At 69.6% G+C, this 22,557-nt stretch carries 18 protein-coding genes and 1 pseudogene; 12 read left to right on the top strand and 7 right to left on the bottom strand.

Annotation, left to right across the window (positions count from 1 at the left end; translation table 11 throughout):
• The gene (locus tag ACQW02_RS14230) at positions 1–273 is read left to right on the top strand and encodes a YMGG-like glycine zipper-containing protein (protein WP_431280570.1); all 273 of its coding nucleotides are present in this window, start codon (positions 1–3) and stop codon (positions 271–273) included.
• On the opposite strand, the gene ACQW02_RS14225 is transcribed toward ACQW02_RS14230, so the two are convergent.
• A complete protein-coding gene (locus tag ACQW02_RS14225) occupies positions 267–3,164 on the bottom strand; it encodes an FAD-dependent oxidoreductase (RefSeq protein ID WP_431280569.1) in 2,898 nt (965 codons plus the stop codon). The genes ACQW02_RS14230 and ACQW02_RS14225 overlap by 7 nt on opposite strands.
• Before the next feature lie 80 nt (positions 3,165–3,244).
• On the opposite strand from ACQW02_RS14225, the gene ACQW02_RS14220 reads away from it, so the two are divergent.
• From ACQW02_RS14220 to ACQW02_RS14200, 5 genes are all read left to right on the top strand, one after another.
• Positions 3,245–4,129 carry a dihydrodipicolinate synthase family protein gene (locus ACQW02_RS14220; RefSeq protein WP_431280568.1) on the top strand — a complete coding sequence of 295 codons (885 nt, stop codon included), beginning with the start codon at positions 3,245–3,247 and terminating at the stop codon, positions 4,127–4,129.
• A gap of 11 nt (positions 4,130–4,140) precedes the next feature.
• On the top strand, positions 4,141–4,956 hold the full coding sequence (locus tag ACQW02_RS14215; protein WP_431280567.1) for an ABC transporter substrate-binding protein: 816 nt from the start codon (positions 4,141–4,143) through the stop codon (positions 4,954–4,956).
• Between the two features lie 9 nt (positions 4,957–4,965).
• The gene (locus ACQW02_RS14210) at positions 4,966–5,655 is read left to right on the top strand and encodes an amino acid ABC transporter permease (protein ID WP_431280566.1); all 690 of its coding nucleotides are present in this window, start codon (positions 4,966–4,968) and stop codon (positions 5,653–5,655) included.
• 280 nt (positions 5,656–5,935) lie between these two features.
• On the top strand, positions 5,936–6,958 hold the full coding sequence (locus ACQW02_RS14205) for a Bug family tripartite tricarboxylate transporter substrate binding protein (RefSeq protein WP_431280565.1): 1,023 nt from the start codon (positions 5,936–5,938) through the stop codon (positions 6,956–6,958).
• 37 nt (positions 6,959–6,995) lie between these two features.
• A complete protein-coding gene (locus tag ACQW02_RS14200) occupies positions 6,996–7,982 on the top strand; it encodes a Bug family tripartite tricarboxylate transporter substrate binding protein (RefSeq protein ID WP_431280564.1) in 987 nt (328 codons plus the stop codon).
• Between the two features lie 52 nt (positions 7,983–8,034).
• Here the strand turns inward: ACQW02_RS14200 and ACQW02_RS14195 are convergent, their stop codons facing one another.
• Positions 8,035–9,093: an alpha/beta fold hydrolase gene (locus ACQW02_RS14195; protein WP_431280563.1), complete on the bottom strand. Its 1,059-nt coding sequence runs from the start codon at positions 9,091–9,093 to the stop codon at positions 8,035–8,037.
• 138 nt (positions 9,094–9,231) lie between these two features.
• Between ACQW02_RS14195 and ACQW02_RS14190 the strand changes: the two genes are divergently transcribed.
• The 4 genes from ACQW02_RS14190 to ypfJ all read left to right on the top strand — a co-directional run bounded on the left by ACQW02_RS14190 (position 9,232) and on the right by ypfJ (position 13,347).
• Positions 9,232–10,206 carry a Bug family tripartite tricarboxylate transporter substrate binding protein gene (locus tag ACQW02_RS14190; RefSeq protein WP_431280562.1) on the top strand — a complete coding sequence of 325 codons (975 nt, stop codon included), beginning with the start codon at positions 9,232–9,234 and terminating at the stop codon, positions 10,204–10,206.
• A 76-nt stretch (positions 10,207–10,282) separates the two neighbouring features.
• Entirely contained in the window at positions 10,283–11,731 is a 1,449-nt protein-coding gene (gene hydA, locus ACQW02_RS14185; protein WP_431280561.1) for a dihydropyrimidinase, read from the top strand.
• Positions 11,731–12,477: an aspartate/glutamate racemase family protein gene (locus ACQW02_RS14180; RefSeq protein WP_431280560.1), complete on the top strand. Its 747-nt coding sequence runs from the start codon at positions 11,731–11,733 to the stop codon at positions 12,475–12,477. Before hydA ends, ACQW02_RS14180 begins: the two co-directional genes overlap by 1 nt.
• Before the next feature lie 33 nt (positions 12,478–12,510).
• A complete protein-coding gene (gene ypfJ, locus ACQW02_RS14175; protein ID WP_431280559.1) occupies positions 12,511–13,347 on the top strand; it encodes a KPN_02809 family neutral zinc metallopeptidase in 837 nt (278 codons plus the stop codon).
• A gap of 21 nt (positions 13,348–13,368) precedes the next feature.
• Here the strand turns inward: ypfJ and ACQW02_RS14170 are convergent, their stop codons facing one another.
• Together ACQW02_RS14170 and ACQW02_RS14165 are read right to left on the bottom strand one after the other, a co-directional pair.
• Positions 13,369–14,196, bottom strand: a complete 828-nt coding sequence (locus ACQW02_RS14170; RefSeq protein WP_431280558.1) for an alpha/beta fold hydrolase — start codon at positions 14,194–14,196, stop codon at positions 13,369–13,371.
• A gap of 877 nt (positions 14,197–15,073) precedes the next feature.
• On the bottom strand, positions 15,074–16,015 hold the full coding sequence (locus ACQW02_RS14165) for a TAXI family TRAP transporter solute-binding subunit (RefSeq protein ID WP_431280557.1): 942 nt from the start codon (positions 16,013–16,015) through the stop codon (positions 15,074–15,076).
• A gap of 68 nt (positions 16,016–16,083) precedes the next feature.
• Here ACQW02_RS14165 and ACQW02_RS14160 point away from each other — a divergent pair, with 68 nt between their 5' ends.
• Positions 16,084–17,538 carry a M81 family metallopeptidase gene (locus tag ACQW02_RS14160; protein ID WP_431280556.1) on the top strand — a complete coding sequence of 485 codons (1,455 nt, stop codon included), beginning with the start codon at positions 16,084–16,086 and terminating at the stop codon, positions 17,536–17,538.
• 117 nt (positions 17,539–17,655) lie between these two features.
• On the opposite strand, the pseudogene ACQW02_RS14155 reads toward ACQW02_RS14160, so the two are convergent.
• From ACQW02_RS14155 to ACQW02_RS14145, 3 genes and pseudogenes are all read right to left on the bottom strand, one after another.
• Positions 17,656–18,368 (bottom strand): annotated as a pseudogene (locus ACQW02_RS14155) (IS5 family transposase).
• Between the two features lie 110 nt (positions 18,369–18,478).
• Positions 18,479–19,462, bottom strand: a complete 984-nt coding sequence (locus ACQW02_RS14150; protein ID WP_431280555.1) for a Bug family tripartite tricarboxylate transporter substrate binding protein — start codon at positions 19,460–19,462, stop codon at positions 18,479–18,481.
• A 74-nt stretch (positions 19,463–19,536) separates the two neighbouring features.
• Positions 19,537–20,547: a Bug family tripartite tricarboxylate transporter substrate binding protein gene (locus tag ACQW02_RS14145; RefSeq protein WP_431280554.1), complete on the bottom strand. Its 1,011-nt coding sequence runs from the start codon at positions 20,545–20,547 to the stop codon at positions 19,537–19,539.
• Positions 20,548–20,712: 165 nt separating this feature from the next.
• On the opposite strand from ACQW02_RS14145, the gene ACQW02_RS14140 reads away from it, so the two are divergent.
• Positions 20,713–22,491, top strand: coding sequence for a glucan ABC transporter ATP-binding protein/ permease (locus ACQW02_RS14140; protein WP_431280553.1), 1,779 nt, complete (start codon positions 20,713–20,715; stop codon positions 22,489–22,491).
• The last annotated feature ends 66 nt before the right edge of the window (positions 22,492–22,557 follow it).

Genomic DNA, 22,557 nt, shown 5'->3' with positions numbered 1-22,557 from the left:
ATGCGCCGCCCCCGATGTGCCGCAGCCCTTTTCGCCCTTCTCACCCTCGGCGCCTGCACCGACATGAGCGACACCGGCCGGCGCACCGCCACGGGCGCGCTGGGTGGCGCGGCGCTTGGCGGAATCGCCGGATCCTTCAGCGGCAATGCCGGCTGGGGCGCGCTGATCGGCGCCGGGGTCGGTGCCGGGGCAGGGCTGCTCTACGACCGGTCGCAGCAGCCGCCCTCCTATGGTAGCGGCGGCACCTATCGCGGCAACGAACCGGCCTACTGACCAAACCGCGCCGGCAGGAACGCCGCCGGAGGCGTGTCGCGCCCAAGCGCCGCATCGGCCGCCATCCGCGCCACGACCGGACCCAGCGTATAGCCATTGCCGGTGACGGCATGGAACAGGCCCGGCGCCGCAGGGTGCTCACCCACCAGCGGCGCGCGGTCGATCGCGACGTTCATGCCGGTCCAGGCGCGCAGCACATGCAGCCCCGCCAACGCCGGCGCAACGCGCCCCGCCACCCATAGATTGCCCTCGATCCCGCGGCGCCGGTTCCGCGTCGCCCCGGTCGCCGCATCCTGGTCGCCCGGCCAGGCACCGCCGATCACCAGGTGCCCCGCATCGCCCTGCTTCAGCGACAAATGCCGCCCGGCATGGGCAACCAGATGCCGCAGCATCGGCGGCGCCGCTTCGGTCACCACCACCTGCTGGACGGCGCCTTTGACCGGTAGTGACAGCCCGGCCAGTGCCGCGACCCGCCCGCTCCAGGGGCCGGCGGCGTTGATGACGCGGCCGGCGCGGATGGTCCCGGCATCGGTGGCGACGGACCAGCCGGGGGCCAGCCCCTGCACCTCGACCCCCGACACGATCCGCACGCCGGCGGCCCGTGCCTGGGCGGCCAGTGCCATGGTGCCGCGCAGCGGGTCGATCTGCCCCTCGGTCGGGCAAAAGGCGGCACCCACAAACCCGGCGCCGAGGTAGGGCGCCAGGGCATACAATTCATTGGCGCCGACCACATGGGTGTCGATCCCAAGCGACCGTTCCATCGCGACCTTGCCGCGGATCCAGGCGAATTCCTGCTCCGTCTCCGCCAGCATCAGCCCGCCTTCCTGGCGGATGCCGAGGCTCTCGCCGGCCTGGCCCGCGATCTCGTGCCACAGCGCGATCGACGCCGGGCCCAGGCGCAGGGTGTCGCTCGCGGGGCCCGCCGTGCCGGCGGCATCGGCGACCTCGCCAAAATCATAGGACAGCAGTTGCACATGCAGGCTGCCCGCGTTCGCGGTGCTGGCCGCCAGCCCAGGCTCGTCGCGTTCCAGCAGCACGACCTCGCGCCCCTCCCGTGCCAGGTAGAGCGCCGTCGCCAGCCCCACCACACCGCCGCCGACCACGACGAATTCCGCCTGCGCCGGCAGCACGACCGGCGGCCTCGCCTGGCGCCAGGTGATCGGGACCGGGGAAGCGACGATGGGGGAGGCCGGCCATTCCGGCCATTCATGCCGCAGCGCGGCCGCTGGCACCGGCTTGATCGGCGCGCGCGGCGCGGCAAAACCCGCCTCGGCCTGGGTGCCTGTCAGCCGCGCCACGGTCGCCCCGCACATCCGCCCCTGGCACCTGCCCATCCCGGCGCGGGTCGCCTTCTTCAGCGCGGGCAGGGACGACAGGCGCTGCGCCCGCAGCATGCCCGCCGTGACCTCCTCACACCGGCAGATGATGGTGCTGTCGGCGATGGCCGCGATGTCGAAGGCCGGCGCCGCAAAGGCCGACCACAGCGCCACTTGGAATCGCTCCGCCCGCGCCAGCGCGCGGCGCGTCGCAGAATCCTCCGGCGCCGCGAGCCCCAGGTCGCGCGCGGCAGCCAGCCCCGCCAATCGCCCACGCGCGAGCGCCACCCGCGCCCCCCCCAACGCAGCGCCATCCCCAACCGCAAGCACGCCGGTCACATCCGTGCGCCCATCCGCATCCGTCACGGTTTCCAGCCGCCCCAACCCCTGGTCGACAAAGCGATGCGCGCAGCCAAGCGCCCGGGCGAGTCCCGTTTCCGGCTGGAACCCCAGGTTCAACGCACAGGCACCGGCCTCGATCCGCTGCTCACCCCGCGGCCCGCGCACCCGCAGGGCGGTGAAGCGGTCGGTGCCCTCGCAGGCCACGACCTGCGTGCCCCAAAGCACCGGCACGCCGGCGGCCCGCAGTTGCGCCAGATACCGCGCCCCATCCCAGGCCAGGTCCGGCGCATTCGCCGCCATCCGCAGCATGGGCGCCAGCCCGGGCGCAGCAGCCGCCTCCACCACCGCTGCGACCTGCACGCCACCCGACAGCAGTTCGCAGGCGAGTTGCAGGTTCAGCGGCCCATTGCCCGCGATCACCACGCGATCGGCCGGGCTGACCCTTTGCGCCCGCGCCAAGGTCTGCATCGCCCCCGTCGTCATCACCCCCGGCAGGGTCCAGCCCGGCACCGGCACCGGGCGTTCATGCGCCCCGGCGGCGATCACCAGCACGCGCGGCAGGAAGGTCTGGGCGGTGCCGCGCACCACGGCCGCGATCTCGGTGCCCGGCGCCGAGGCCGCGTCATTCTCCGCCCAATCGCTGGGCGCCCGGCCAAAGCCGCCCCAGACCGTCGCGCCATGCAGGATTTCGACCCCGGCCTTGGCCGCGCGGGCAAACAGTGCCGCACCACGGCGGAACTGCCGGTCGGGGGAGGCATGGGTGTGGCTGGGCGCCAGGGGCTTCATGTATTGCCCGCCCGGGGCATCGCGTTCGTCCAGCACCAGGACCCGTGCGCCCGCCTCGGCCGCCGCGACCGCCGCCGACAGCCCGGCGGGGCCGGCACCGATCACCAGCAGATCGACCGCGCGATCCGGAATGGCCTCGGGCGGCTCGGCCAAGGGGGCGGGCGTGGCCGGGATGGCGGATGCGACCTGCATGCCATCCGCGACCTTGACCAGGCAGGCACGCTGATTGGCGCGGCCATCCACCGTCACCAGGCAATCGAAGCAGGCGCCCATCCCGCACCACAGCCCACGCGGCGCCCCGGTCGCGGTCTCGCGGAAGCGCAGATGCCCGGCGGCGGACAGCGCCGCCGCGATGGTCTCACCCGGTATGGTGACGATCTGCTCGCCATCGAAGCGGATGCCCACCCGTTCAGCAATGGGGCTAATATTCTTGGTGGTCAGTCGCATGCGGCATCCCGGGCAGCCCTTGCCGCGACGGCGGCTTTGGGGTCCGTTGGCATCATCGTGACGGGGGGCGGTTGGGCAAGATGGCGAGTGAGCCCTTTTCGGGTTGCTACACGGTTCTGGTGACGCCGTTTACGGCGGACGGGACGGCTGTGGACCTGCCGGCGCTGCGCCGGCTTGTGGATTATCAGATCGACAATGGCGTGCGCGGCCTGATCCCGCTGGGCTCGACCGGCGAATTCCTGTCGGTATCCCGCGACGAACGCGCCGCCATCGTGGACACGGTGGTCAAGACCGCCGCCGGCCGCGTGCCCGTGCTGATCGGCACCGGTGAGGAAGACACCCGCCTGGTCGTCGCCCTGTCGCGCGAAGCCGAATCGATGGGCGCCGACGGGGTGATGATCATCCCGCCGTATTACTCGGTCCCGACCGAGGATGAGCTGTTCCACCACTACAGCACCGTGGCGGATGCGATCGGCATTCCGATCATGGTCTACAACAACCCCGCGACCTCCAACGTGGACATGGGGGCGGCGACGCTGGCCCGGCTGTCGCGCATTCCGAACTGCCGCTACGTCAAGGAAAGCACGCTGGAGGTGACGCGCGTGCGCGACATCCTGGCCGCCTGCGACGGGCGGATGACGGTGTTTGCCGGCGTGCTGGGCTACGAATCCGCTTGGCTCGGCGCCACCGGCTGGGTCGCCGTGTGCAGCAATGTCGCACCCAAACTCAGCGCCGACATGTTCCACACCGCAATGGCCGGCGACCGCGAGGCGGCGCTGCCGCTCTATCGCAAGCTCGCCCCCTTGCTGCCCTGGGTCGGCGGGCCACGCTACGTCAGCGGCACCAAGGCCGCCTTCCGCCTGATCGGCATGGACATGGGCCCGCCGCGCCCGCCGCGTTTGCCTCTGCCCGAAACCGACCATGCCGCGCTGGCCGCCGTGCTGCGCGGCATCGACCTGTTGTGAAGGAGATTTCGATGACCATTTCCCGCCGTGGCCTCCTGGCCGCCCCAGCCTTGCTTGTCGCCGTGCCCGCCCTGGCGCAGCAGCGCGTTCCGAACAGCGAATTGGTCAAGCCCGGCACGCTGGTCATGAGCACCAACCCGACCCTGCCGCCGGTGCAGTTCGTAGACAGCTCGGGCCAGCTGCGCGGGATGCGGATCGAAATGGGCACCGAACTCGCCCGCCGCCTGGGCCTGACGCCGGAATACGTCCGCGTCGAATTCAGCGCGATGATCACGGGCCTGAACGCCCGCCGCTGGGACCTGATCAACACCGGCATGTTCTACACCGAGGAACGCGCCCGCATCATGCAACTGGTGCGCTACGAACAGCAGACGATCGGCATCAGCGTGCCGCGCGGCAACCCGAAGAACATCACCAAGATCGAAGACCTGGCCGGCCTGTCCATCGGCGTCGAACAGGGCGGCTTCGAATTCCGCCGCAGCCAAGACCTGATCGAGGATATCCGCAAGCTGAACCTGCGCCCGCCCACCGTCCGCGCCTTCGACAATTTTGCCGTGTCCTTCCAGGCGCTGCGCGTCGGCCAATTGGATGCGGCCATTTCGATCGACAGCACCGCCAAGGAATACGAGGACCGCGGCGACTTCACCCATGCGCTGAAGGGGCTCTACGGCACGCCGGTCACGGTCGGCATGCGGTCGCGCGTGCTGGCGACGGCGGTGGCCGCGGCCTTTACCGAAATGCGCGCCGATGGCTGGCTGCCGACCCTGATGGGGCGCTACGGCATCGCCGGCTGGGACGAAGGCTACACGGTCGTCGGCCCGACCTGATCCCAGCCCGTGCAGATCTGGAACTGGCAGGGTTTCTTTGACTACCTGACCAACGCCTATCTGTTCGAGGGAGCACTCGTCTCCCTCGGGCTGACGGTGGCGTCCCTGACGATGGGGTTGATGGGCGGCATCGGCATCGCCTTGCTGCGCCTGTCCGGCGGGCGCGCGGGCTTCGGCTTTGCCGTGACCTATTGCTGGTTCTTCCGCGGCACACCGCTGCTGGTGCAGTTGCTGATGATCTACACGGCGCTGCCGCTGTTCGGCATCCGGCTGACGGTGATCGAGGCGACCTTGCTCGGCCTGTCGCTGAACGAGGCGGCCTACCTGTCGGAAACCGTGCGCGCCGGTATTTTGGCGGTGCCGCGCGGGCAGGGGGAAGCCGCGACGGCGCTCGGCCTGCGCCCCACCCAGCGCTTCCGCCTGGTGGTCTGGCCGCAGGCGCTGCGAGTCATCATCCCGCCGCTCGGCAACAGCGTGAACGGGTTGCTGAAGACCACCTCCATCGCCAGCGTCATCTCGATGGATGAGTTGCTGCGACGGACGCAGATCCTGGTGCAGGAACGCTTCCTGGTGCTGGAACTGTTTACCGTCGCGGCACTCTACTACCTGCTCATGACCTCGGTCTGGGACATGGTGCAACGCCGGTTGGAAGCCCGTTTCGGGCGCGGCTATGCCGGGGATGTGACGGAAAAGCGCTGAGCCCGATTGGGCTGGCGCACCGGCCACCGCGAATTCTCCTTGTCGGAAACCCCCGGTTCCGGCATCGGCACGTGTGCCTGATAAAAAGCGATTATAAAACGTGAAATAGGCTCTACCGATGTCGGGTGTCGTCGTGATCGAGAGCCGGTACGACGCAGACGTCCCCATTAATCGTCTTTTTTAATAGTGAAATAATTGACTCACAGAACATTGACGTGAAACATGGCCCCGTGACGTTCGGCCGGCATCCGCCGGCCCTGCGTCGATCGGAGTTCCTGCCATGCCCGCGAGCCGCTCTCCCCATCCGACCCGTCGCGATATCGCCATCCTTCTGCGCGGCCTCGGCGCGGGCGCCCTCGCCGTGGGCCTGTGCCCCGCCTCGGCCACGGCCGCCGACTGGCGTCCTGACCGGACTGTGCGACTGGTCGTGTCCTTTGCCCCCGGGGGCAGCGTCGATACTTTTGCTCGTACCCTGCAGCCGTATCTGTCCCAGGCGCTGGGCCAGTCCGTGCTGGTGGAAAACCAGGGCGGTGCGAACACGCTGCTGGCCACGCGCCAGGTCGCCGCCAGCCCGCCCGATGGCCTGACCCTTCTGGTCACTAGCGACAGCCTGTCGATCAACCAGGCCTTGCTGCCCGATGCCGGCTACGACGCGCGCACCAGTTTCGCGCCCGTGGCACTGGGCATCAGCGCGGCGCAGATCCTGGTGACGCATCCCAATAGCGGCATCCGCAGCATCGACGACTACGCCGCCCGCCTGCGCGCGCGGCCCGGGTCGGTGAATATCGGCGTGCCCGGTTGGGGCGCGATCGGCCATCTGGTGGGCGAGACCCTGAACCAACGCCTGGGCGGGCTGCGCGCGGAATTCGTCGCCTATCGCGGCGGTGCTCCGGCCACGATCGACCTGCTGGCCGGAACCATCGACGCGCTCTGGATCACGCTGCCTGCCGTCACGCCCTATGTCCGCGACGGGCGTCTGGTGGGGCTGGCCGTCAGCACGGCCGCGCGCGACGGGGCGCTGCCCCAGGTGCCGACCGTCGCCGAAACCGTGGTGCCGGGCTTCGACATCACCACCTGGCAGGGGATCCTGGCCCCGGCTGGCACGCCGCCCGACATCGTCGCTTCGCTCTACCGGACCATCGCGACGGTCCTGGGCCGGGACGATGTGCGCCGGTCGCTGAACGGGCTCGGCTTCACCGTCATCGCCGCATCGCCCCCGGTCTTCGCCGAACACATCGCCAAGGCGGTCGATGGCTACGCGCAGGTCATCGCCGCGGCGGGCATCAAGCCCGGCGGCGCCTGACCCAACCCAAACTTGCCGATCGCTCCAGGAGCCTGCCATGCCCGTCACCACACGCCGCCACCTCGCCTCGCTCGTCGCCGCCGTCTCGCTTGCGAGTCCCCGTCTGGCGCGGGCGCAGGATGCGTTTCCCGCCCGGCCCATCCGCCTGGTCGTGCCCTGGCCGCCCGGCGGCGGTGTGGATGTGCTCGCCCGCATTCTCCAGCAGCCGCTCGGGGCGCAACTCGGGCAGCCCGTGATCATCGACAACATCGGCGGCGGTTCCGGCCGGATCGGCAACCAGGCGGCGGCCCGTGCCGCGCCGGATGGCTATACGCTGCTGCTGGTCAACGACACGTTCGCGGCGACCGAGGCGCTGCCCGTCGCGGGCACCGCATCACAGCGTGATGCCTTCACCCCCGTCGCGCTTGCGATCACCGCTTCGCAAGGCATCTTCACGCATCCGCGCTCAGGCCTGCGAACCATCCAGGACCTCGCCGCCGCGGCCCGCGCGCGACCAGGTTCGTTGAATGTCGGCGTGCCCGGCATCGGAAGTTCGCAGCACCTGACCAGCGAATTGCTGCTCCGCGCGGCTGGCGATCTCAGGGTCGAGCATGTGCCGTATCGCGGCGGCGGTCCCCTGTTGCTGGATCTCATGGCGGGCAGCATCGACGCGGGTGTCGTCACCTTCGGCGCCGCAGCCGGCCAGGCGGCCTCGGGGCAACTTATCCCTCTCGTTGTGAGCGGCGGCGAACGCCCCGCGGCGTTCCCGAATGTCCCGACGGCCGCCGAGAGCATCGCGCCCGGCTTCGTGCAGACGACGTGGATGGGACTTCTCGCACCCGTGGGGACGCCGGATGCCCCCATCGCGCGGGTCCATGCGGCGCTGCGCGCGACGCTGGCCGATCCCGAGGTCGTGGTGCGGATGGGCCAGGTCGGCTACGACCCGTCCGGGCTGAATGGCCGTGGCTTCGGCCAGTTGTTCAACGACACGATCGCGCAGTTCGCGAGCATCGCGGCGGAACGCGGCATCACCTCGCAAAGCTGACCGTGGATGGATGCGGCGCTTCGGGCCAATCCCCGAAGCGCCGCGCGCATCACTACCGCCACAGCTCCTTCGCCGCGAGCCATTCCTGCACCACGCCAGCGACCACGTCGCTGTTGCGATCCATCATGACCATGTGGCTATTGCCGCGTATCCCGCGCTCCGGCAGGTCGATGACATCGACGCTGCCGCCCGCCGCGCGCACCGCCTCGGCGAAGCGCACGCCATTCGCGCGGATCGTCGGCCAGCGCGGATCTTGCGCGATGAAGTCGCCGTAGATCATCAGCACCGGCACATCCTTCAGCGCCGCGACCTTGGCCGGATCGCCGACCGCCGCCGGTTCCACCAGCACCAGCGCCCGCACCTTATCCGGCTTGTCCTGCGCCGCGCGCCAGCCGAACAACCCCGCCTGGCTATGCGCGACGACAACCGACGGCCCCACGCGGTCGAGCAGCGCCGCATAGGCGTCCTGCGTCAGCGCATCAGTGGTGGTGAAGCGCGGCACGATCTGCCGCACGAAGTTCATGTAGGACTCACGATCGGCCGGGAATTGCTGCCCCGGATAGGTCGTGCCGCGCTGGAACGACCCCACGCCATCGCCGATGCGAAACCGCTCGAACGGATTGTCCACCGTCAGCAGAATGGGCGATCCGCCGGTCTGCTCGGGGATCATCGACCACCCCGCGCGTCCGCGTTCGACGGCATCGGCGACATAGGTCGCCCAGCCACGGCGCAAAAAGAAGTTCTGCCACCCCTCGCGCCCATCGGGCGTCGATTCCCAGGTCACGCCGGTCAACCCGCCGCCGTGCCACAGCAGCATCGGCGCCTGGCCGCGCAACGGGGCGGGGATCATGTATTGCGCGTACATCGACCCCATCAGGTAGGTCCCGTTCGGATCGACCCGCGCCGGCACGCCGCCCGGGGTGAACAGCACTTCGCGAATCGGCTGCCCGCTGATCACGATTTCCTTGCCGCCGACGTGGAAGGACCCCCAGCGGTCGAGTGTCACCGGCCCGCCCGCGGCCGGCGCCGGCACTGTCTGGGCCACGGCGGCCTTCGCACCAGCCGCGCCGATGATGGCGGCGAATGCGGCCGCCCTGCGTGTCGTGTTCATCGCGTTCTCTCCCGTTTCGTTGCCGGCACCCTCGCGCGACATCGCCGGCGTTTCAACCCATGCGCAGCCCCTGGCGGCCCGGCCCCGCCGCGTGCGATGACGCTGGGGTCCAGGAACAAACAACGGGAGAAAACCCCAATGCTTCGCCGACACCTGCTTGCCGCGTCAGCGGCCGGCCTTGCCGCGCCCAGCCTGTCCTTCGCCCAGGGCGCCTGGCCGGACCGCACGATCCGCGTGATCGTCCCCTGGCCGCCCGGTGGTTCGACGGACGTGCTGGTGCGCTTCTATGCCGAACGCCTGCAGGCCCTGCTCGGCCAGACCTTCGTGGTGGAAAACCGCGCCGGCGCCGGCGGCAACATCGGCATCGACGCGACCGCCAAGGCGGCTCCCGACGGCTACACGCTCGGCATCGCCTCCATCGGGCACCTCGCGATCAACCAGTATCTCTACAGCCGGCTGCCCTATAATCCCGAGGCGGATCTGGTGCCCGCAGGCATCGCCTGGGACCTGCCGAACGTCGCGGTGGTCAGCACCGCGCACAACCGGTCGCAGACGCTCGCCGAATTCATCGCCTGGGCCAAGGCCAAGCCGGGCGGCATCACCTATGGCTCCCCTGGTGTCGGCACCACGCCGCATCTGTCGGGCGCCCTGTTCTGCGCCCGCGTCGGGATCGAGGGCACGCACGTCCCCTTCCGCGGCGCCGCGCAGACCATCCCCACCATGCTGTCGGGCGACCTGGACTTCGCGCTCGACAACCTCGCCTCCTACATGCCGGTGATCCAGGAGGGCCGGATGCGCGCCCTGGCCGTCACCTCCGGCGCGCGCTGGCCGACGCTCGACCAGGTGCCGACCATGGCGCAGGCGGGGGTGCCGAATTTCGTCGTCACCTCCTGGCAGGGCTTCATCTTCCCCGCGCGCACGCCACGCCCCGTGGTGGACCGCTTCAACGCCGCCCTGCGCCAGGTCGCCGAGGAACCCGCCATGAAGGATCGCTTTTTGCGCGCGGGCGCCGAGGCCGTCTGGTCCACACCGGAGGGCATGGCCGAACGCGCCGCCGCCGAACGCCCGATGTGGCAGGAAGCGGTTCGGGTCTCGGGCGCCAAGGTGGACTGACCCGCCGCCTGCGCTTGCGGCGCGCCACGCCCGGCCCGAAAGTGGCGCGTCCATCGCAGCGGAGCAGCCTTCCCCCATGTCCACCTACGACCTCGCGATCCGCGGCGGCACCGTCGCCACCGGCCATGGCGCGATCGCCTGCGACATCGGCATCCGTGACGGGCGCATCGCGGCCCTGGCCGACCGCATCACCGATGCAGGGCGGGTCATCGACGCCACGGGGCTGCTGGTCACCCCCGGTGGCGTCGACAGCCACTGCCACATCGCCCAGGCCGAAGCGAACGGCACCCGCCACGAGGAGACTTTTGCCACCGCAAGCCATTCGGCCTTCCTCGGCGGCACCACCTCGGTCGTCACCTTCATCCCGCATTTCAAGGGCGGTGCCCTGGCCCCGCAGGTCGCCGATGCGATGGACCAGGCGAAGTCCTCGATGCTGGACTACGCCTTCCACCAGATCATCGCCGACCCGACCGACGCGGTTCTGGCCGAAATCCCCACCCTGGTCGCCCAAGGCATCCGCAGCCTGAAGGTCTTCCTCACCTACGAACCGCTGCACCTGTCCGACGCGCAGTATCTGAAGGTGCTCCTGGCCGCGCGGAAAAACGGCTGCCTCGTCACCGTGCATTGCGAGAATTACGACGCCATCGGCTGGCGCACCCAGGCGCTGATCGACGCCGGGCTGACCGCGCCAAAATACCACGCCTGGTCGCGCCCGCCCGTGGTCGAACGCGAAGCCACGCATCGCGCCATCGCGCTCGCGGAACTGGTCGACCAGCCCATCCAGGTCTTCCACGTCTCCTGCGCCGAAGCCGCCGAGGAAATCGCCCGCGCCCAGGCGCGTGGGGTCAAGGTTTGGGGCGAAACCTGCCCGCAATACCTGACCCTCACCGCCGACCACATGGACCGCCCGGGGTTCGAGGGCGCCAAGTTCATGTGCAGCCCCGCCCCGCGCGACACCGCCGAACAGGGGCGTGTGTGGGAGATGATCCGGCGCGGCGTGCTGGATGTCGTCTCCTCCGACCATTGCGGCTTCTCCTTCGCCGGCGACCAGGGCAAGGCGATGAACGGGCGCGACGCGCCGTTCCGCGACATCCCCAATGGCATCCCCGGCATCGCCGCACGCCTGCCGATCCTGTTTTCCGAAGGCGTGTCGAAGGGCCGCATCGGGCTCGATGAATTCGTACGGCTGTCATCCTCGAATGCCGCGCGGCTCATGGGCCTCTACCCCCGCAAGGGCGCGATCCTGCCCGGCAGCGACGCCGATCTTGTGCTGTGGGACCCCGCGAAGAAGCAGACCCTGACCAATGCGATGATGGGCCACGCGATCGACTACACGCCCTATGAAGGGCTGGACGTCACCGGCTGGCCCGTCGCGACCCTGCGTCGCGGAGAGGTCGTGATGCAGGACGGCAAGGTGCAGGCCGAACCCGGATCGGGGCGCTTCCTGCCCCGCGCGCCCTACGACTACATCCGGCCGACCGGGCGCCTGGCGAACGGGTTCGACGCCGCGCCGTGGCCCGTCTGATGCGCATCCTCGTCGCCAACGCAAACACCACCCAGGGCATCACCGACCTCTGCGCCGCCGCCGCACGCGGCGCCGCGTCGCCGGGCACCGAGATCATCCCGGTCACGCCCCGCTTCGGCCCCGCGGTCATCAGCACCCGCGCGGAAAATATCATCGCCGGCCATGCGCTGCTGGAACGCTTGGCGGAACACGCGGGCGCGGTCGATGCCGTGGTGCTCGCCGTCAGCCATGACACCGCGCTGGAAGCCGCGCGCCAACTCATGCCTTGCCCCGTGGTCGGTATGACCGAGGCCGCCTGCTTCGCCGCCTGCCTGGTCGGCGCCCGCTTCGGCCTGGTCACCTATGGCGGGGTCGAGACCTACCGCGAACGCATCGGCCAGCACGGGCTGTCCGGCCGCCTGTCGGGGCTGGAGGGCCTGGACGCGACCCCACAGGAAACCCTGTCCGACCCCGCGGGGGTCGAGGCCAAGGTCTTGGGCGCCATCGACCGCCTGATCGCGGGCGGGGCCGATGCGGTGGTGCTGGGCGGCGCCGCCATGGCCGGCATGGCGCCGCGGTTGCAGGGCAGGGCGGCGGTGCCGTTGCTGGACGGGATCGTCTGCGCGATCAGGCTGGCGGAAATGCTGGTGGGATTGGGCCTGCCCAAACCCGGCGCAGGATCGCTGGCGCCACCGAAATCCCGCGCCAGCATCGGGTTGTCGGCCCCCTTGGCGGGGATGCTTTTGGGGGCAACGCCGACCCCCTGACTGCGTTAATCTGCCACAGGGCGGAGATGTGTCATGCGGCTGGATGGTCCGGAAAGTTCGAATGTCGAGGATCGGCGCGGCGGCGGTGGTGGCGGCGGTGGCCGCATCGCCATCGGCGGCATCGGCGGGGTGATCCTGGTGGTCGTGTCCCTTCTTCTCGGCATCGACCCGACCACCATCCTGCAAGGCGACGCCCAGGCGCCCGCCCAGCCGCAGCGCCAGCAAGCCCGCGTCGGCAAGGGCCAGCCCCAGGAACACGACCTCGGCCGGCAATTCGTGTCGCGGGTCCTGGCCGAGACGGAATCCGTCTGGACCGCCGAATTCGCCCGCGCGCGCCGCGTCTATGACCCGCCGACCCTGGTGCTGTTCAGCGGCGCCACGCAATCCGGCTGCGGCTATGCGCAGGCGCAGATGGGACCCTTCTACTGCCCCAATGACGCGCGGGTTTACATCGACCTGGACTTCATGGCCGACCTGCAACGCCGCCTCGGCGCCAATGGCGATTTCGCCGCCGCCTATATCGTCGCGCATGAGGTCGGGCATCACGTCCAGAATCTCCTGGGCACGCTGCGGCGGACCCAGTCCGCCCGCGACAATGCGACCCAGGTGCGGGTGGAATTGCAGGCCGATTGCTACGCCGGCGTCTGGGCCAACCGCGCCCAGGCGGCGCGACAAATCCTTGAGGAAGGCGATATCGAGGAAGGGCTGAACGCGGCGGCCGCTGTCGGCGACGACCGGATCCAACGGCGCAGCCAGGGCCGCGTCAGCCCCGAGACCTTTACCCATGGCAGCAGCGAGCAGCGCGTTGGGTGGTTCAGGCGGGGCCTGGCCGCAGGGCGGCCCGAGGCCTGCGATACGTTTGGCCGATAGCCGCCGGCGTCCTCCAGCCGTTCAACGCGTGACGATCTTCTCCGCCAAGTCCGCGAAGGCGGCCGCCACCGCCGTCGGGTTCTCGATCCAAGGAAAATGGCCCGCGCGCGGGATCGTGCGGAAAATGGCGTTGGTGGTGTGGAAGCGATCGTCATCCCAGCCGCCCTGCCAGACGATGCGATCCTCCGCCCCGGCAAGGATCAAAACCGGGACGGTGCGGGGCCACCAAGCCGCCCGATAGACGTGATCGAAATGCGCGTCCGACCAGTCCACGGCAGCACTGTTGTAGGGCATTCGGGCCAGAAGCGCGCGACCGGCCGCGACGGCCTCCGGCGTAAAATTCCATTCCGCGGAGGCCACCGCGATGGCCGCGATATTCGCATCGCACTTGTCGGCATTGTAGATCGTCGTGGCAGTATCGACGGCTGGCAGGGGGTTCCGCGACGTCATCTCGACGAAGCGCGGGTGCCAACTCGCGTCGGGCGCCGTGTCCAGAAGCGCGATCCCAAGGACGTGCTGCTCCAACTCAGGCGTCGAGAGCAGGTACATGCCGCCGGTGGAATGGCCGACATAGACCGCATTCGGCAGAGCCTGCGCCGCTTCCAGCAGGACATTCGGCCAGGATGAAAATGGGTCCGGCGATGCGCCGGGCGGCGTGCGATTGGACCCATCCCCCGGCAGGTCCACGAGCCAGACCGTGCCGGGCACGCCGAGCGTCGCAGCGAGGTCTTCCAGACTCTCGGACCCGATGCCTGGCCCGCCGGGCAGCAGCAGCCAGTTCAGGGTTCCGGCACGGGCCGAATGCTGTCGCAGCCGGACACCCGACCGCGTGTAGAACAGGTTTGTCATGGTCCTCCATCACCGATCCCAAGGCTGCGCACCATGGGGGTTTTCGCCCAGGCGCGTTTCGGGGGCGTCGGGATGTCCGCATGCTGGGGTCTGCAACCGCTGCTGAAGATCGACAGGGGTGTTCGGTCAGGGGAGGCGGCATGGCGCCAGAGTTCCTGGAATGTTCTTGACGCTGCGGCGACGCTGATGTAGGAACATATCCCTTGTAGGGCGCTGCCGTATCTGCCCTTAAACCCGTGGCGCTGGCGGTGCCCGTACGCGACCAGTCGGGGGCGCCGCGACCAGCGGCGACGTCCAAAGGGGATGTCGTGTGGGGTGCGGGGCCAAACGCTTCAAGGACGGCAAGGCCGAGCAGGTTGACGCCTACCAGCGGCTCAATCCTGGCGGCGGGGATGGTGAGGCGGTCCTCGTCATTTCCGTCATGGCTCGCCGGCCGGGGCCGCTCGACGACCCGAAGAGCGAAAAGACGATATTTGAAGGAGGACCAGGGTTCGGGAACCGCGGCAGCGACCGGCCATCGTCGCTGCGGCCGGCCCTACCGGCGGGCCCGATCAGCGTCCGGCCCATATCCTGGGCCGCATCGAACACGACTGGCGCGCGACCAATGACGAACCGATGCTTGGGATGAAGTACTGGTTCAACCTGCCGGAAGATCGTCGCTGACGGCTGGCCCGCTCGTGATCCATGCGGGGTCACGCGCGACAACCTCACGCTCGACCGGCCTGGGGTGGCTACGACCCGTCCACCGCGTCGCGCATCGGCGCGAGCGCCACGGCGACGCCGCCCGTTCCGGCGCCGGCGATGGTCGTTCCAGTGGCATTCGCGCCCCCACCACCTATTTGTCCGAAAGCGTGTTTCCTCAGCTCAAAGGCCGCTTTCATGGCAAGGCGACGCCCCGTTCGGCATAGACAAGCGCAGCCCCCGGGTGGAATGGCAGGATGCGGTTGTTCACCGCATTCTCCGCCCGCGTCGCCGCCGCCATCGCATGCATCTGCCCTGCGGGATCACTCGCCCCCAGCACGGCGCGCGTGATCGCGGCGGCTGTCGCATCGGGCAGGTCCCGGTTGGCGACGACAAAGTTCCAGGCGGCGAAGGTCGCGATGGGCGCGTCCTGGCCGCGATAGGTCCCAGCCGGCACGGTGCTGGGCGACAGGTACGGCAAGCGCCCGGTCACCGCCGCGACGGTCTCCGGCAACAGCCCAAAGACCACCGCATCCGCCCCGGTGGTCACCGCGACCAGCGATGGGATGGGCACGATCGCGCCCTGCCACAGCGCATCCAGCCGCCCCGCGATCACATCGGCCGCCAGCGCCGCCGGATCGCCGCCGACGATCTCGGCCGGCACCACGCCCGCGGCCTCGGCGGCCGCGCGGAAGAAAATCTCGGCGGGACCCCGCGCCGGGCCGACGCCCACCCGCTTGCCGGCCAGTTGCGCGAAACTGGTCAGCCCCGACGCCCGCAGCGCCGCGACCATGAAGGACGTCTCGTACATGGGAAACAGCGCCACCACCCGCACATGCCGCCGCCCACCCGCCGCCGGCGTCCCCGCCAGCGCATCGGCGACACTGCCCAGGAACGCGGTGCCCATGCTGTTCGGGTCATCCTCGACCCGGGACAAATTCTGCAGGCTGCCAGTGCTCTCCCGCACCTCCACCGGGATGCCGGCGGCGGTCAGGAACTCCGCGACGCCCGTGCCATAGGGCAGGAAGGCGCTGCCCGGCCCGGCCGTCTGCAACAGCAGCGGCGCCGCCTGCGCCTGCGCGCCCCCGGCCGCCGCCGCGACGGCCAGGCTCGATGCGATCACATGGCGTCGGTGCATGATGGACTCCTGGCAACTGGATACGCCCGAGGCTACGCGCCGCCACGGTGATCCGGTAGGGTCGCGCCATGCCTCATATCGCGATTGCCCGTCTCTGGTTCGAAGGGAATTCCTTCAGCCCAACGCCAACCCTGCGCGCCGCCTTCACCGGGCGCGAATGGGCAACGGGGCCGGGCGCGCTGGCCGCCCAGGCCGGGACCGCGACCGAATTGGGCGCGGCCCATGCCTGGCTCGGCGCCCACCCCGACTGGACCGCCACGGTCCTGCGCTGCGGCGCGGCCCAGCCGGGCGGGCCGATGGAAGCCGCCCTCTTCGACGAATGGCTGGCCGAGGTCACGGCCGGACTGCGCGCGGCAAGACCGGATGGGGTCTACCTGTCGCTGCACGGCGCCTGCGTCACCACCGACGACCCCGCCGCCGACCTGACCATCCTGCGGGCGGTGCGGGCGGCGGTCGGCCCGGCGGTGCCGGTCGTCGCTTCCTTCGACATGCACGCGAACATCGCGCCAGAGACGGCGACCCTGCTGGACGGTGCCTCGGCCTATCGCACCTATCCGCATGTGGACATGGCGGCGACCGCGACGCGGGCGCTGGCCTTGCTGGCGCGCGCGCTATCCGGCGCGCCCCGCCTGCATAGCGCCATCGCCAAGGTGCCGCGCGTGCTGCATTCCTTCCACATGCGCGACGCCGGCGGCCCCATGGCCGATACCTGGGCCGAGGCCGCTGCCTTGCAGACCGGCCCGGTGCTGGATGCCAGCCTGTTCGGTGGCTTCGCCTGGGGCGACAGCCCGCATGCCGGGCCGACCGCGATGGTCTGGGCGGAAGACGCCACGGCCGCCGAAGCCGCGGCATCCCGCCTGGCCACGGCCCTGACCGCGCGCATCCCGGATTTCGCCGTCACGCTGCCCGGCCCGACGGAAGGGCTGGCGATGGCACTCGCGGCCCCGGGCGGCCTGGTCGCGCTGCTCGACCCCGCCGACAACCCGCTGTCGGGCGGCATCGCCGACACGCCGGGGCTGCTGGCGTTGCTGATGGAGGCCGGCCCGCCGGTCGAGACGGTGTTCGCCTTCCTCCACGACCCCGATGCCGTGGCCGAAGCCGCGGCCGTGGGGCAGGGCGGGGTTTTCGATCGCGCCCTCGCCGGCCAGGTCACCGCGGCCTTCGGCCCCCCGGTCCCGTTCCGTGGCGTGGTGGAGCGGTTGACCGATGGGCGTTTCATCAACCAGGGACCGATGGAGCGCGGCACGCTGGTGAACGTCGGGGACACGGCGGTGCTGCGCGCGGGCAAACTGCGGGTGATCGTGACCAGCGCCAAGGAAGCCGCGGTCGATCCGGGCTTCTTCGCGCTGCACGGCATCGACCTGGCCGCGGTGCGGCTGTTGGCCGACAAGGGCAAGAACCACTTCCGCGCCGCCTTCGCGCCGCTGTGCTCGGCGATCGTGGAGGCGGATTTTCCCGGCCCGGCCTCGCTCGACCTCGCGGCACTGCCGTTCCGGCATGTGCCCGAGGCCTGGCGGGTTTAGAGCGTGATGGCCGTAGGCGCGAATGCGCCGCAGGGCTGAATCACGCGACACAACAACAAGCTAGAGCGGGATGCGTGAGCGAATGCGAACGCATCGCGCTCTAAGGTCTGTGGGGATTCATCTGGAGTTGATGACGGCTGCGGCGAGATAGATCATGGCTGAGAAGCTATGGTCTGTTTTGTCGGCGCGCATGGCGATGCGTTTGAACTCCTTGAGCTTGCAGAAGAAGTTCTCGATGAGGTGCCGCCATTTGTAGAGAGCGCGATCAAGCGGCAGCGGTTTGGTGCGTCGGGAATGCTGCGAGATGACGATGCTGGCGCCGCGGGCGTTGAGGTCGGCGATGATGGTGTTGCTGTCGAAGGCCTTGTCGGCGATGAGACCGCCGAAATCGACGCCATCGAGCAGCGGCTCAACGCCGGCAGTATCGAACCGATGCCCTGGCAGCAGTTCAAAGCGCACCAGATTGCCGAGCGCATCGGTCAGCGCGAGAATTTTGGTCGTCATACCGCCCTTGGAGCGGCCTATGGCCTGGCTTTGAGTCCCCCTTTTGCGCCCTGCCCGTGGCGGTGGACCTTGACGATCGTGGCATCGATCATCGCGTATTCCATATCCGGCTCATCCGAACAGGCTTCGAAAAGTCTCACGAACACGTCCGCCTTGCGCCAGTCGCTGTAGCGCCGGAACGCCGTGCTCCAATTGCCGAACATCGCCGGCAGATCACGCCACGGGCTGCCCGTCCGCGCGATCCACAGCACCGCCTCCACGAAAAGCCGATTGTCGCTCCCGCTCCGTCCCGGATCGGTCGGCTTCCCAAGACAATGCGGTTCCATCTTCGCCCATTGGGCGTCCGTCAGCACATAGCGGTCCATCCACAGCGTGAATCACATCCGACGCCGCAAGGGAATCCTAAATCCCCACAGACCTTAGCTGGCCGCGCGGCTCAGTCCAGCCGCGCGCCGGACACGCGCACGACCTCCTGCCACTTCGCATTCTCGGCGGCGATCCAGCGGGTGAAGGCATCGGGGCCAAGCGGCATGGGCTCGGCCCCCAATTCGCGGAACTTGGACGCGGTGGCGGGTTCGCGGCAGATCTCCTCGACCAGCGCGCCCAGGCGATCGACGATCGGGCGCGGGGTGCGGCCGGGGGCCTGGATGCCGAACCAGGCGACGGCGACGAAATCGGGCACGCCGGATTCGATGACGGTCGGCGTCTCCGGCACCGCGAACCAGCGGTCGCGGCTGGTGACGGCCAGGATGCGCAACCGGCCCTCGCGGATATGCGGCAGATAGGCGGGCAGGTTGTCGATCGCGAGTTCGACGCGCCCGGCCAGCAGGTCGGCCATGATGGCCCCGGTGCCGCGATAGGGCACGTGGCCGATATCGATGCCGGCGCGGACCTTGAGCAATTCGCCACACATGTGGCCGGAGGTGCCATTGCCCGGGGTGGCGTAGTTGAAGGCACCGGGCCGCGCCCGGGCCAGCGCCAGGAAGGCCCGCAGGTCCGTCGCCGGTATCGCCTGCGGGTTCACGACGATCGCGTTGGCGACCGCATTGGCATTGGCGACCGCGGTCAGGTCCTTATCCGGATCGAAGGGCATGCGCGCATAGAGGAAGCGGTTGATGCTGGCCGTGCCGATCGTGCACATCAGCAGCGTATGCCCATCCGGATCGGCCTTGGCGACGATATCGGCGCCGAGGTTGCCGCCCGCACCCGGCCGGTTGTCCACCACGACCGGCTGGCCGAGCAGCACGCCCATCCGTTCGGCCAGGATCCGCGCGGTCACATCCGTCGCGCCACCACCGACGAAGGGCACGATCAGCCGCACCGGGCGGGACGGCATCCAGGGGGTTTGCGCGACGGCGGGGCCGGCGAAGGATGCGGCGGCAGCGGCGATCAGGGCCTGACGGCGCGGCAGGGTCAGCATTGGCGATCTCCCTTGGAACGTTTCGTGCTGCCTAGCCGCTGCCCCCACGCGGGGCAACGGCCAGGGCCTGACCCTTAGTCCGCGGTCGCGCCAGACCGCCGCACGATGGCACCCCACTTGGCGATCTCGGCCCGCGTGAACGCCTCAAACGTCGCGGGGGAGGTCCCGCCATCCGGCGTCAGCGCCGGCGGCATGCCGCCGAGGTCGGCGATCCGGGCCGCCGCCTCGGGCTCCTTCACGATCAGGTCGATCGCCGTGCCCAGGCGTTCGATGACGGCGGGTGGCGTGCGCGCCGGCGCCTGCACGCCGAACCAGGCGGTGGCCTCCACGCCGGGGAAGCCGGCCTCGGCCGTCGTCGGCACATCGGGCAGGGCGGGCGAACGGGTGGCCGTGGTGACCGCCAGCGCCCGCAGGCGCCCATCGCGGATATGGCCGATGACCGAGGGCAGGTTGTCCACCCCCACCTCGACCCGCCCGGCGATGTTCTCCGCCAGCATCGGGCCGGCGCCGCGGAAGGGCACGTGGGTCATGTCGATCCCGGCCTCCAGCTTCAGCAATTCGCCGGTCATGTGCAGGCTGGTGCCGGCGCCGGAGGAGCCGATGTTCAGCTTGCCCGGGTTCGCCTTGGCATAGGCCACAAGCTCACCCAGCGTGCGGACGGGCAGGGCGTTGGTCACGAAGATCGCGTTCGGCACCCGCAGCATCAGGCCGACGGCGGCCAGTTCCTCGGGCCTGTAGGGCATGCGCGCGCCGTAGAGCCCGTAGTTGATGGCGCCGGAGGACACCGTCTGCATCAGCAGGGTGTAGCCATCCGGTTCGGCCTTGGCGACGACATCGCTGCCGATGTTGCCGCCGGCGCCGGGGCGGTTTTCCACCGTCACCGCCTGGCCAAGCCGCGCCTGCAACCGTTCGGCCAGGATACGGGCCGCGATGTCGGTGGTGCCGGCGGGCGGGAAGGGGACGATCAGGCGGATCGGCCGGGTCGGGAAACTGCCCTGGGCCAGGGCCGGCGTGGTCAGCGCCGGCGCGCAAAGCCCGGCGAGCGCAAGGCTGGCGCCCAAGGTGGAACGGCGTGTGATGCTCATGAATCGTTTCCCTCGATCGGTCCGGCCAAAAGGGTCTGTCGCCCGGCTCGTTCCGTTGCCCTGTTGTTGCCGCATACAGATGGCGTCTTGCAAGCGGCCTTCTGGTGGCGTTGAACCATCCGCGAGGCTGCGGGCGTCGGTAAGGCTGGGTTTTCTGGAGGCGACATGCGGTTCATCAGGGTCTATTCGCGCGTCTTGACCTTGCTCGCCCCGGACAGGCGGGTTGCGTGGTTCCTGGCCTTCGCCGCGGTCGCGCTCGCCGGCCTGTCGTTTCTGGAACCGGTGTTGTTCGGCCGGGTGGTGGACCTGCTGTCGCGCTCCGACACCATGCCGCGCGACGCGGTCTGGACGGAGGCGGTGTCGCTGCTCTCGCTCTGGGCGCTGGTCGGGGTGACGGGCATCCTGGCGAATGTGTCGGTGTCGCTGCTGGCCGACCGGATGGCGCATCGCAACCGGCTTGCGATCATGCACCGGTATTTCCAGCATGTGCTGTCGCTGCCGCTGTCGTTCCATGGCGATACGCAATCGGGCCGGCTGATGAAGATCATGCTGGTCGGCACCGATCATCTGTTCGGGCTGTGGCTGTCCTTCTTCCGCGAACACCTGACCACGGCGATCGCCGCCCTGGTGTTGCTGCCGCTGACGCTGTTCCTGAACTGGCGGCTTGGGCTGCTGCTGATCATGCTGGTGGTGCTGTTCTGCGTCATCGCCGCCGTCGTCGTCGCCCGCACCCACAAGGCCCAGGCGCGGGTGGAGGCGCTGCACACCCGCCTGGCCGGCAATGTCCAGGACGCGCTGGCCAATGTCATGGTCGTGCAGGCCTTCACCCGCCTGAAGGCGGAGGCCGGGCTGTTCGGCGACATCGCGCGCCAGGTGATCGACAACCAATTCCCGGTGCTGAACTGGTGGGCGCTGGTCGCGGTGCTGACACGGTCCGCCAGCACGCTCTGCGTCATCGCGATCTTCGTGCTCGGCACCGTGCTGCATCTGCGTGGCGAGGCGACGGTGGGTGAGATCGTGTCCTTCATGGGCATGGCCACCCTGCTGATCGGGCGGCTGGAAAGTGCCGTCGCCTTCCTGTCCAGCCTGGTCTTCCAATTGCCCAGCCTGGAGGAGATGTTCGGCATCCTGGATGCGAAATCCAGCGTGGCCGAAAGCCCCGATGCGATGGACCTGCCGACCGCCGTCGGCGCGGTGGCGTTCGAGGGCGTGGGCTTCGGCTACCCCGGCGGACCCTTGATCCTGCGCGACGTGTCCTTCGACGTTATCCCCGGCCAGACCATCGCGCTGGTCGGCCAGACCGGTGCGGGCAAGTCCACCTGCATGGCGCTGATGCAGCGGCTGTGGGATCCGGGCCATGGGCGCATCACGCTGGACGGGCATGATTTGCGGGACCTCAGCCTCGACAGCCTGCGTCGCCATATCGGCGTGGTGTTCCAGGACAGCATGCTGTTCAACCGTACCATCCGCGAGAACCTGTTGGTCGGACGGCCGGATGCGACGGCCGAACAGATCGAACGCGCCTGCCGCATGGCCGAGGCCTGGGACTTCATCCAGCGCCAGCCGCATGGGCTGGACACCATGGTCGGCGAACGCGGCACCAGCCTGTCCGGCGGCCAGAAGCAGCGGCTGTCCATCGCGCGGGCGCTGCTGAAGGATCCGCCGGTGCTGATCCTGGACGAAGCGACCAGCGCGCTCGACACCGCCACCGAGGCGCGGGTGCAGAAGGCGCTGACCGCGCTGATGGCCGGGCGGACCACCTTCATCATCGCCCACCGGCTTTCGACGGTGAAGGATGCGGATGTGATCCTGGTGTTCGAATCCGGCAGCATCGCCGAACGCGGCAGTTTTTCCGACCTGGTGCGGCTGGACGGGCGCTTCGCCGAATTGGTCAAGACGCAACTGGCCGTGCAGGCGCTGCCCAAGGCGACCGAACCCGCCTGATATGCTGCGCTGCACACCAAATGCATTGCATCGCCGCAACGCGCGGTTGCACCATGGCGCCCCGGT

The sequence above is a fragment of the Humitalea sp. 24SJ18S-53 genome, assembly GCF_050632385.1.
In the GTDB taxonomy this organism is placed as follows: domain Bacteria; phylum Pseudomonadota; class Alphaproteobacteria; order Acetobacterales; family Acetobacteraceae; genus Humitalea.
Note: the sequence above shows the minus strand (reverse complement) of the source record. Positions and strands in the feature narration are given on the sequence as shown.

Excerpts from the sequence above, each read along its gene's own strand:
- ACQW02_RS14190 (WP_431280562.1), top strand. The coding sequence starts at position 9,232 with ATGCTTCGCCGACACCTGCTTGCCGCGTCAGCGGCCGGCCTTGCCGCG.
- ACQW02_RS14145 (WP_431280554.1), bottom strand. The coding sequence starts at position 20,547 with ATGAGCATCACACGCCGTTCCACCTTGGGCGCCAGCCTTGCGCTCGCC.
- ACQW02_RS14200 (WP_431280564.1), top strand. The coding sequence starts at position 6,996 with ATGCCCGTCACCACACGCCGCCACCTCGCCTCGCTCGTCGCCGCCGTC.
- ACQW02_RS14225 (WP_431280569.1), bottom strand. The coding sequence starts at position 3,164 with ATGCGACTGACCACCAAGAATATTAGCCCCATTGCTGAACGGGTGGGC.
- ACQW02_RS14140 (WP_431280553.1), top strand. The coding sequence starts at position 20,713 with ATGCGGTTCATCAGGGTCTATTCGCGCGTCTTGACCTTGCTCGCCCCG.
- ACQW02_RS14180 (WP_431280560.1), top strand. The coding sequence starts at position 11,731 with ATGCGCATCCTCGTCGCCAACGCAAACACCACCCAGGGCATCACCGAC.
- ACQW02_RS14205 (WP_431280565.1), top strand. The coding sequence starts at position 5,936 with ATGCCCGCGAGCCGCTCTCCCCATCCGACCCGTCGCGATATCGCCATC.
- ACQW02_RS14150 (WP_431280555.1), bottom strand. The coding sequence starts at position 19,462 with ATGCTGACCCTGCCGCGCCGTCAGGCCCTGATCGCCGCTGCCGCCGCA.
- ACQW02_RS14230 (WP_431280570.1), top strand. The coding sequence starts at position 1 with ATGCGCCGCCCCCGATGTGCCGCAGCCCTTTTCGCCCTTCTCACCCTC.
- ypfJ (WP_431280559.1), top strand. The coding sequence starts at position 12,511 with ATGCGGCTGGATGGTCCGGAAAGTTCGAATGTCGAGGATCGGCGCGGC.
- ACQW02_RS14160 (WP_431280556.1), top strand. The coding sequence starts at position 16,084 with ATGCCTCATATCGCGATTGCCCGTCTCTGGTTCGAAGGGAATTCCTTC.
- ACQW02_RS14215 (WP_431280567.1), top strand. The coding sequence starts at position 4,141 with ATGACCATTTCCCGCCGTGGCCTCCTGGCCGCCCCAGCCTTGCTTGTC.
- ACQW02_RS14170 (WP_431280558.1), bottom strand. The coding sequence starts at position 14,196 with ATGACAAACCTGTTCTACACGCGGTCGGGTGTCCGGCTGCGACAGCAT.
- ACQW02_RS14165 (WP_431280557.1), bottom strand. The coding sequence starts at position 16,015 with ATGCACCGACGCCATGTGATCGCATCGAGCCTGGCCGTCGCGGCGGCG.
- ACQW02_RS14220 (WP_431280568.1), top strand. The coding sequence starts at position 3,245 with ATGGCGAGTGAGCCCTTTTCGGGTTGCTACACGGTTCTGGTGACGCCG.
- ACQW02_RS14195 (WP_431280563.1), bottom strand. The coding sequence starts at position 9,093 with ATGAACACGACACGCAGGGCGGCCGCATTCGCCGCCATCATCGGCGCG.
- hydA (WP_431280561.1), top strand. The coding sequence starts at position 10,283 with ATGTCCACCTACGACCTCGCGATCCGCGGCGGCACCGTCGCCACCGGC.